This is a genomic window from Larkinella fluvii (assembly GCF_051857545.1).
In the GTDB taxonomy this organism is placed as follows: domain Bacteria; phylum Bacteroidota; class Bacteroidia; order Cytophagales; family Spirosomataceae; genus Larkinella.
Genome location: NZ_JBPZHB010000004.1, coordinates 714833 through 724975, shown reverse-complemented (window position 1 = coordinate 724975; position 10143 = coordinate 714833). Strand labels below are relative to the sequence as shown.

General features: G+C 52.8%; 7 protein-coding genes. All 7 read right to left on the bottom strand.

Going from position 1 to position 10143, the window contains the following annotated elements; translation table 11 throughout:
* Positions 1-123: 123 nt before the first annotated feature.
* Positions 124-648, bottom strand: a complete 525-nt coding sequence (locus tag ACS5NO_RS13485; RefSeq protein ID WP_439415630.1) for a hypothetical protein — start codon at positions 646-648, stop codon at positions 124-126.
* Position 649: 1 nt separating this feature from the next.
* Positions 650-1099 carry an RES family NAD+ phosphorylase gene (locus ACS5NO_RS13480; protein ID WP_439415629.1) on the bottom strand — a complete coding sequence of 150 codons (450 nt, stop codon included), beginning with the start codon at positions 1097-1099 and terminating at the stop codon, positions 650-652.
* Positions 1099-1500, bottom strand: a complete 402-nt coding sequence (locus ACS5NO_RS13475) for an Xre family toxin-antitoxin system antitoxin (RefSeq protein ID WP_439415628.1) — start codon at positions 1498-1500, stop codon at positions 1099-1101. The genes ACS5NO_RS13480 and ACS5NO_RS13475 overlap by 1 nt, the downstream gene beginning before the upstream one ends.
* Positions 1501-1585: 85 nt before the next feature.
* Complete coding sequence (locus ACS5NO_RS13470; protein ID WP_439415627.1) at positions 1586-2389, bottom strand: hypothetical protein; 804 nt, start codon at positions 2387-2389, stop codon at positions 1586-1588.
* A gap of 91 nt (positions 2390-2480) precedes the next feature.
* Positions 2481-3674, bottom strand: a complete 1194-nt coding sequence (locus tag ACS5NO_RS13465; RefSeq protein ID WP_439415626.1) for an NRAMP family divalent metal transporter — start codon at positions 3672-3674, stop codon at positions 2481-2483.
* Between the two features lie 32 nt (positions 3675-3706).
* Positions 3707-7498: a hydantoinase B/oxoprolinase family protein gene (locus tag ACS5NO_RS13460; protein ID WP_439415625.1), complete on the bottom strand. Its 3792-nt coding sequence runs from the start codon at positions 7496-7498 to the stop codon at positions 3707-3709.
* 16 nt (positions 7499-7514) lie between these two features.
* Positions 7515-10037 carry a PIG-L family deacetylase gene (locus tag ACS5NO_RS13455; RefSeq protein ID WP_439415624.1) on the bottom strand — a complete coding sequence of 841 codons (2523 nt, stop codon included), beginning with the start codon at positions 10035-10037 and terminating at the stop codon, positions 7515-7517.
* Between the last annotated feature and the right edge of the window lie 106 nt (positions 10038-10143).

Genomic DNA, 10143 nt, shown 5'->3' with positions numbered 1-10143 from the left:
AGCCAAAACCGATTGACTCTGAATAATTGGTTTATCCATCGCTTTCGAAAATCCAGTAGATCAAAGAACAACAAATACTTAGCTATTTATCCCGGAAGATCAAATCCTTCGTACAGTACTGATTCATCGGCTTAAAAAATACGCCTTGAACTCATTCAACTCGCTCAATTCAACTTCCAGGTATTTTCCAAACAGCTTCTCGCCCACCTGAGTCTTCAACGCCGAAATTCCGACATCAATCAGCCGTAACCCTTTATCAGTCAACAGAATGTTATCGTATTTCTCCCCACTTTGATCGGAAGGGCGACGGAGATGCCGGTGGACAAAACCGGCCTTGTGCAGTTCTGTTAATTCATCCTCAAAAACATCCAGCAACAACTCCCGTTTCGAAATTTCAATACCGCGAAAATCTTGAGGATATAACCTTTCCATTACTAACATGTCCCACTCGTTCGCTTCGTCGTAATCCAGTCGTATAAACCGGGCGACCAATCCATTAATCTGATTGGCAATCTTCAGCTTTTCGGCTTCGGATCCAATATCCGAACGCGTATCCCCCCGAAAAACCTTGGCCACTTCGGTTTCGGATAAAGCCACGACGAGATTATTGGCTCCGTAGGAAAGCTGGTTGGGATACCGTTTCTGCATGTTACGATTTAATACGCGGGTCAAAAACGAAGGGCTCAGCCTGAATTAAATCAATCTGCGAAAAATCAGGATGACCCGGATTAAGAAGGTAATTCCATTCGTTCGGAATAATGGCGGATGGAACCTTCAATACAGGTGATCTGCTGTTTTGCAGCCAGTCATTTCCAATTTGCTGACAGACAAAATAGTTTTGAAAAGTGAACCAGTCCGGTGGTAACTGATCGGGAGAAATTGTTTCAATTTGTAGGTGATCAGGTAAATCAATAACCATTACCCTGAAATCGGCCAGTAATCCCTCGCCACTTAAATGAACAACGTTTTCCAGACAGGCTAACGCCCGCGTTGCAGCCGTGTAGATAACAAACTGTCCCCTCGAATTCCATCGGGCTACCCCTCCCGAAGCGATCAGTCGTTCTGCATAGCGGGCTTTTGTAATTCTGTAAACGCGCATCAGGCTAAATCACCATATTCAATCCGAATTAATTCATCCATAATCAAGTCGATACCTCCTGATGTATGCAATAATTCAAACGGAACCTGATCCCCCAGGCCGTAAGCCGGTTTATCCATCCAGCGACGAAAATGCTCCATGGAACCAAACACATCCACACCTTTTTCAAACAGGGAAATGATTTTCAGTGCTTTTTCACTATCTTGTGGATTGAGTTTTTTATCTTCTCGTTCGTAACGCTGGAAAGTCTTGACGGATGTGTTGAATACTTCAGCCAATTGATCTTTTTTATAACCCGTCAGATCAGCAATTCTAAAAAAGGTAGTTGCGGAAATCCCTTTCATTGCCAAAAACACAAGTTTGTTTCGATCCTGAGGCACAGAATAAATACTAGCAGCCATCCGTTTATGAAGTTTTACGATAGACAAATTTAGGAAATTTGTCTATAAAACAAAGAAATTTGTCTGGTAGTTCGGAAGATTGACATTACCTCCTCCGCTTTTCCGCTTTCACCCATTCCTGCTGAAAGGTTATCATAACCGATTCATAATCAGACACCGGGTAGTTGACCAGCAGGTGTTTGGCATCGCGGCTCATGGGCAAATACACCAGGCCCCGAACGGATTCGCCGGGCTGTAAGGTCGTGGGTTTGAGCGCTAATTCCTTCCAGCGGTAGGATTCGTAATCGTAGCGTTGCATCCGGTCGGCAAACATTCCGTGGTCGATGATGCGTTTGGCCTGAATAGCGGAGTAGATATTGTTGTGGGTAACCCGGTTCTGTACCCAGCGTTCGGGCCGCTGGTTGTTGCGCGACGACGAACTGGCGACATCACTGGCCACAGCCGCCACCAGCAAAACCGTGTTGATGACTTTAGCGGTTTTGAGCCGTTTCACCTCCCGCTCCTGGTTGTAAACCGTGCGGTCGGCTTCGTGTATGGGGTCGGCGGCCGAAAACATGAGCGGTTTCTGGGGCGAACTGGCCGTCCGGAAAACCGTGTGCTGTTCTTCATCCAGGGCCGTGTATTCAAAGTTGGCCGGATTGACCTCGAACGGGCGGTCCGTCTTGTTTTTTACTTCAATATCCAGCGCCACATACTGCAAATCCAGTCGCTCGTAGGAAGCCACGACCACAATACCGTCCCGCTCTGCTTTGGTCGTCGGCCGACCGTCGATCAGGGCCACATCGCCGGAAACCGGTTTGAGTTGGTATACTTTTGTCGCACAGCCACTTAATCCGGCCAGCAACGCCATTGAAATCGACAAAGCCTGTATCGTTTTCCCCGTTTTCATACCATCATTTGTTTGATTAATCGAAGATACACTTCTCCTTAACCAAAATCAAAAGGTTTTGTGATGAACGAACGGGAACGGGTTTAATCTGTTACTTCAGCCAATTCTGAACCGCCAGCCACACGTTCCAGCCGCCAAAAAGCAGTGAGACGGCCACCACCACCAGCATCGCCAGATTTTGCAGTCCTGAATTCCGGTAAGCTTCCGGAATGAGTTTTTTGTCGTTCACCGCCCGAAACAGAAATAGCGTAACCACCAGCAGTAAAACCCCGTTAATGGCCTGAACCACAATGATAACCGGAACGGGCCGCGCATTCATCAGCCCGAATGCCAGCCCTACACCCATGACCCCCAGCCATACCAACCGATACCGCCAGGAAGAACCGGCCCAGCCCAGCAAACTCTGGGACGTTACCGCAGCAGCCATTGGGGCCGTCAGGGCCGACGTAAAACCGGCAGCAAACAAGCCAAATGCAAAGAGACGCCGACTCCAGCCTCCAACCCGGTTGGCCAGGGCGTCGGCGACATTCTGAAATGAAAACTCGCCGGTTACCAGGGTTCCAGTCACCAGAATCGCCATGGAAATGAGACCGCCAATCAGCACCGCCAGTCCGATTCCCCAGCGCATTTCTGCCAGCGACTGCCCCTTTCCAAGCCCTGATGCCAGAAACAGATTATACGGAACAATGGTCGTACCGATCAGGCCAATGACCAGCACAAACGAATCGGCGGAGGCAACCGGCACCACCAAGGCCTTCACAAACATACCGGCTGACACGTCACTTCGGGTTGCCACGTAGGCGAACGCAATGCCCATGACGAAAACAACCACGCCCAAAAAATTAGCAATCAGGCGTGTGGAGCCCTGCCAGAGGAGAAAAATGCAGACCAGCCCGATTCCAGCGGTCAACCAAATTGGTGAAACTGGAATGATCATCGATAACCCTGCCACCGCCCCCAGAATGTTCCCGGCCTGATAGGCGGCACACCCCAACACGATGGAAAAAAGCAGCGCACCCGCAATCCAACGGCTCCCGGTTCCGTATGACCGGGCCACCACCTGCCCCAGACTTAAGCCGGAAGCGATGGTGATCCGGGCGGCTGCTTCCTGCAAAACGATCGTGCCGATGGTCGAGAAGGTAAGCGCCCAGAGTAAATCCAGCCCGAAGCGTGAACCCGCCATGGCACAGGTCGTGACCGTTCCGGGCCCAATGAAAGCCGCTGAAATGACCGACCAGAACAACACACTTCCGAGACCGGAACGAAAGGAAAGGGATTTTGGCACAGAGCGAGGAGTTAAGAATGAAGCGTTAAGCGTTAGGTTAGGTCGGGTTCCGGACTTTTATAACCGCCACCGCCCGGCGTTTCAATCCGGATCCGTTCGCCCGGGGTCATGGCGCGTGTAAAAATGCCCGGCAAGGCGGTTTCGGTTCCATCCGGATCAATCAGCGTCTGCTTTCCGGTTTGCCCCGATTCTCCGCCCTTCAATCCGTACGGTGCTTCTACCCGGTGCTGGCTGAGCAAAGTGGCCTGAACGGGTTCCAGAAATTCGATTTCCCGGACAATACCGTCACCACCGGGCCACACGCCCGCTCCACCCGAACCGGTCCGAATGTCAAACCGATGCAGGCGCACCGGATACCGCCGTTCCAGTTCCTCCGGATCGGTGAGTTTGGTGTTGGTCATGTGCTGATGAACCGCCGAACGGCCCGCAAAACCGGGTCCGGCCCCCGCGCCCCCGCCGATGGTTTCGTAATAGCCAAACGCCGAATTACCGAACAGAAAATTATTCATCGTACCCTGACTACAGGCAGCTAACCCCAGGGCTTTCAGCAAGGTGTCCACCAGCCGCTGGCTGACTTCGGTGTTGCCGCCCACCACAGCCGGACAGGCTGCCGGATCATCAGAAAACGTCGGATTGAGAAAACCGTCGGGCAACCGAAGCGAAACCGGGGCCATCAGACCTTCATTGAGCGGTATGTCCTGCCCACACCACAACCGAAGCACATACAAAACCGCACTGTATAAAATGGACAGGTTTGCATTCAAATTGCGGGGATGAACGGGCGACGTACCGGCAAAGTCAATAAGAATCGACTCCTTCTCAACAACAATTTTGACATTAATCCGATGACCATCGTCCAGCGACTCCTGCGCCGAAAAGGTTTGTCCGGCAAACTGCTCCAAAACCGGTTTTAATGAATGAGCAGCCGCCTGCTGAAGACGGTACATATACCCGTGAACCGTTGCTAACCCGTGCTGACCAACCAAAGCCTGCAAAGCGGTTTCTCCGGCCCGCAGTGACGCCAGCGCGGCTTCGATATCGGCCCGGTTTTCGGCCAGCGAGCGGGTTGGAAAAGTGGCTTCCGTAAACCGTTTCTGGACGTCTTCCCACAAAAAATTGCCGTTTTTAATAAGGTATTGCGGTTCCAGCACCACACCCTCTTCAATCAGTCGTGTGGCATCAGGCGGCATTGAACCGGGCACTTTCCCGCCAATTTCGGCGTGATGGGCGCGGTTGACGACGTAGCCAATTAATTCATTTTTCTCGGTAAAAACACCCGCGATTAAGGTCACATCGGGCAAATGCGATCCGCCGTATTTGGGGTGGTTGGTGATCACAACATCGCCCGGACCCAGCGACAGCTTGTTCAAGACCAGACGCGTGCAAATCCCCAGGCTTCCCAGATGTACCGGAATGTGGGGCGCATTAACCAGCAATTCGGCCTTTCCATTCAGCAAGGCACAGGAAAAATCCAGCCGCTCTTTCACGTTCACCGAAAAAGCCGTTCGCTGCAATTGAGCGCCCATCTCCTCGGCGATCGCCGTAAACCGGCGGGCAAACAATTCGGTTTGAGCCGCTTCCAGCAAGGGGGCATCGGCGGTTTGAGACTCACCCGTATATCGGGCGACGGCATTTCGATTCGGGCCGATGGTAACTTCCCAGCCTTCTTCCAGAAATCCGGACGATGTGGTATTCAATAACAAGGCCGGGCCTTTGAAAAACGCACCTTCCGGTAGCGTTATCCACTCATAAACAGGAACCGACCCGACAGAAAAAGCCGGGGTGGCCGGTAAGTCAGGTACCTTAGTTAGGCTGGGTGACGCACGTAAACGTTGTTCACTGACAAGGACCCGAATGCTTTCCAGCTCAATCACCCGGTTGGCCGGAAAGTGACCGTAAAGCTGCTGATACCGGTCGCGGAAACGGGCTTCAAGGTTCTTTTCCAGGTCCAAAATCAACCCGGTTTTTTGGTCCATCATTCCGGTATACGGGACTTCGATCGCACTTTCCTGGCCCTTCAATCGCATGAAAAACAGAACATTACTCACCTCAACAGCCGTTTGTTTACCAATATCCTGACGTAAAACCGCTGTTGCTTCTGTGATCAACTCTTTGACCACCAGTTTTAGTTCGGACGCGGATTTTTGAAGCGATTGCAGGATTTGCCGGGCAGCCATCCGCTCAATCCGGGCCTGACCGATCCCATACGCACTCAGCAAACCGCCGTCGAACGGAAGAATCAGCGTCTGAATACCCAGCAATTGAGCCACGGCGCAACCATGCAAGCCCCCGGCACCCCCAAAAACCAGCAAGGCGTAGTCTCTCGGATCAAACCCGCGGGCCACGGAAATTTTACGAATCGCCCCGGCCATCGTTTCGTTGGCAATCCGTTCGAATCCCAGCAAAAGGCTTTCTTCTTCAACGGCTTTACCGGTTTTCTCTTCTACCTGTTTCTGAACCCGTTGCAAAGCCGCCTTTGCCTTTTCGACCTGAACCGGAATGCCAAACAAGGCCGGATGCAGCCGTCCCAGTAACAGATTGACGTCCGTAATCGTCAACGGTCCACCCGCTCCGTAACAGGCTGGACCCGGCGACGCGCCCGCACTCTGTGGTCCCACCCGCAATTGCCCGAACGTCGATCCGGTTTCGTCGAACCAGCAAACCGAACCACCCCCAGCCGCCACGGTTTCCACAGCCAGCGAGGGCGATTGCAGCTCAAATGAGCCTACTTTGGTCGTAAACTGGTAGTCGACCCGGCCATCGAACCGGGCAACGTCGGTGCTGGTGCCGCCGACATCGAGTGTCAGCGTGCGATGAATCGAAAAACCAGCCAGGCTTTTGGCAACGTGCCCGGCGCCAATTACCCCACCGGCGGGGCCACTCAGCAAACTGTCTTTGGGTTGAAACAGGTCGGCTTTCACCAGCCCTCCTCCGCTGGTCATCACCCGAACAGGGTTTCCGCCCAGTTGCCGGGTTAAATTAGACAAATACGAACGTAAAACCGGGGTCAGATACGCATCGACCACCGTCGTTTGCGTACGAGGCAGATACTGAATGGCGGAGGAAAGCTCACTGGAAAGCGTCACCAGAAAACCGGCTTTGCGCAACATTGCTCCCATCTGCTGCTCATGCGCCGGGTTTCGGTAGGCATTCATCAGGGAAACGGCGACGACCTCCGATTTGGTCAACTGAAGATGTTCCAGAAGTTGGGTCACCGAATCGTCTGCCAGGGGCTTAACCGGTTGCCCATCGGCATCCATTCGCTCATCCAGTTCCCACACGGTTTCGTATACAAGCTCCGCCGGAGGAATGTCCAGTTGAAAAAGATGAGGCCGTTGCTGCGTCCCGATTTTAAGCAAATCTTTGAATCCTTTCGTAACAATCAAGCCGACCCGACCGCCTTTTCGTTCCAGCAAAGCGTTGGTTCCTTTCGTCGTACCCAGACGCATCTCCATCGACGGAAACGGTTTATCTAACGGTGTTAAAGTTAGTAATCGAGTGGCTAAAACCGGTGCTTCTTCCCCCGTGAATAACTCAACCGTTACTTCACTTTGGGGGTTTATTAGTTTATCCAACAGAAGATTACCTGATAAATCCAGGCTTAAAACCGTTGCTTCTTCACCGGTTTCCAGAATTCGCAATTTATATCCGTTGAAAATGGGAGCCTGAAGCCATTGCGCGTCCAGTTTAAGCCTATTATCAGACGTGATTATTCCCCGAAGACAACTGCTGCTGAGTACTTTGGTGCGGTGTACAGTACCCTCTGGATCGGTGGCCATACCATCCGTGAAGGTTCCACCGGTATCAATCCAGATTTGCCACATTCTGCTGATGCCTGAGTTATTTCCCAACCGAAATCATATTGGCGAATAAACGATAGGCTCCTGGAACACCCGCCGGTAATTCCCGGAAAAACACCAGACCAGTGTACATAAAGTGGCCTTTTCCGTATTTGCAGTAAATCAAACTCCCTTCTTTGGCAGCTTCGTTGGTATCATGCGCCGAAAAAATGGGTTCGTACGCTTTGTCCCACTCCTGCGCAAAATAGATGCCGCGCTCCTGCACCCAGCCACTGAAATCCTGATCCGTAATCTTGTTGGGCGTATTGAGTAAGGGGTGCTGTGGTTTTAAAAACGTCATCTTGGCATCCTCTTCCGTGACCCGATCCCGGCCAACGGTGAACGGATACGGCCCGATCTGATTCACTTTCAATCCGTTCTGAATGAAGGAACCACCCGGGGTTACGTACTGGACGATCATGGTGCCGCCATTTTTGACGTAATCCATCAGCTTCGGCTGGTAATACCGCAGCCATTCTTCGGTGTTGTAGGCCCGAACGCCCACCACAATGGCGTCGAACCGCGCCAGATCGGCGTTCAACTCGCGGGGTCCTAGCGGAGTCACCAGACAACCAATCTGCTGCAAAGCTGCCGGAACTTCGTCACCTGCTCCCGCGATGTACCCAATGTTTTTACTTTTTACCTTGACGTCCAGTTTCACCAGTTTGGCTTCAGCCGCCGGAAACAACGTCTGAGTTGGAATGTGCTTGTATGCTACCACCCGTAAACTGCTGGCATACCCGGTTTTTTCGGGTGATTCAGTGCTGACCACGGCGCGCAGTTTGCCCTCACTGTAGGCCGCCGATGGAAATACCCGGAACGACACCCGCACTTCCTGCGCCTTTTCTTTCAGATCGAACGGCAGTTGCGCCGGTTCGATCCGCCAGCCCGCTGGAACTTCGAGCTTCAACGTCCCGGAAACGTTCGCCCGACCGGATTTCAAAATTACATCGACGGTTTTGGGCGCATTGTCGGCAAATACGTAAACCCGTTCGGCTAGGTTCGCCATGACGGCCGGCTGGATGATAAACGGTCGGTAGATTTCGCCATCCACCGGATCTGTCGATTTGTAGCTCCACGGACGGCTAAAGGTAAATATCTGGCCATCAATGTCGAAGGTGTAAAGCGTCGTGAAAGCAGGCGGATTTTCGGGGTAGCCGATCAGGGCCTGGTTGCTCACCTGAAACAAGCCTTTCATCACCGGTTTTTCCAGCCAGTAAGGCTGCGAGATCGGCTGGTTGGCCGGAATGCTCACCGTCGTTGTAAACGCAGCCACATCATTCGGCTTCAGAACCAGATTCGTAACCGTATCTTTGTGGATCGCGGGCATTTGCATGCCGATCAGCTTGACCGGGTAGTCGGTGCGGTTCACCACGCTGCTCGTCACCCGAATGGCTTCACCGGGCGCGGCTGCGTAGTTGCCGGGGTTGGTTTCAAACCAGAGACCAATGCACTGCTGAATCAGCGTCTCGATTTCCAGGCGTTTGGTTTTGACGTAAATATTGGCCGTATCAAGCCGACTGAGCGCTTTGTACGTCTGCACCAGAACCGGCACCGAAGCCACCGGTTTTTCGGGCTTGAAGTTGGCAATCGCCTGATTGATCAACTGTTGCACCGGTTCGCTGCCCGCAACGCGTTTCCAGCTCAGATCGACGCCATCGAAGGGGTCGTTTGGGGCCGGTTCTCCGCCTTTCAGGGCCAGGTAATCGATTTTAACACCCCGATTGGCCGGAACGCCAAAACCCTGGCTTTTGTGCTGACTCCGGCTTTCGGCGGCAATTTCACCGTACGATTTTCCCAGCAACGGATTATAGAGACCGGTTTCCACCGAAATCACGCCCGGTTCGTCCGGTTTTTTGTTGCTCATAAACGCCCCCGGAATAAACACGTTCCAGAAAATCCGTTTGGGCTGCCACGGTTTCACCCACTTCAGCTGCTCAGGATATTTGGTCGGGTCGTTGGCAATCTTAAAGGCTTCCTCAGCCAGATACCCCGACGCGCTGTGGTGTCCGTGACCGGCGCGGCTGTCGGGCGGAAACCGGGTAATGATCACATCCGGGCGGTATTTCCGAATCATCCAGACCACATCGGCCAGGGCCTGCTCCTGCCCCCACATCCGAACGGCTTCGTCCGTCGATTTGGAAAAGCCGAAATCGTTGGCCCGGCTGAAAAACTGATCCGGGCCGTCGATGCGCCGGGCGGCCAGCAATTCCTGCGTCCGGATCACGCCAATGTATTCGCCCTGCTCGGGTCCGATCAGGTTCTGCCCACCGTCACCCCGCGTCATGGAGAGGTAGCCGGTCCGGAGCAGTCGCTCATTGGCCAGATACGTTAGCAACTGCGTATTTTCGTCGTCCGGGTGGGCTGCCACATACAGTACGGAACCCACTACATTGAGTTTTTTGAGCCCCTGCAAGATGGTTCCGGCCGCGGCTGGTTTGTTTTGCCCGAACGAAAGGGAAGCGAACGCGGTGAGAACGAACGCGGTATAGCAGCAGAATCGCAAATAGTGTCGGTTGATCATCAGAAGGAAGCAGTCACATGAATAACAAAAATAGTCAGGGTAACCGAACGAATTACTACCGGCTTCGGCGCATTTTGAATTAAAAGCCCGTTTTTTTTGATCCCTA

Excerpts from the sequence above, each read along its gene's own strand:
- ACS5NO_RS13485 (WP_439415630.1), bottom strand. The coding sequence starts at position 648 with ATGCAGAAACGGTATCCCAACCAGCTTTCCTACGGAGCCAATAATCTC.
- ACS5NO_RS13480 (WP_439415629.1), bottom strand. The coding sequence starts at position 1,099 with ATGCGCGTTTACAGAATTACAAAAGCCCGCTATGCAGAACGACTGATC.
- ACS5NO_RS13475 (WP_439415628.1), bottom strand. The coding sequence starts at position 1,500 with ATGGCTGCTAGTATTTATTCTGTGCCTCAGGATCGAAACAAACTTGTG.
- ACS5NO_RS13470 (WP_439415627.1), bottom strand. The coding sequence starts at position 2,389 with ATGAAAACGGGGAAAACGATACAGGCTTTGTCGATTTCAATGGCGTTG.
- ACS5NO_RS13460 (WP_439415625.1), bottom strand. The coding sequence starts at position 7,498 with ATGTGGCAAATCTGGATTGATACCGGTGGAACCTTCACGGATGGTATG.
- ACS5NO_RS13455 (WP_439415624.1), bottom strand. The coding sequence starts at position 10,037 with ATGATCAACCGACACTATTTGCGATTCTGCTGCTATACCGCGTTCGTT.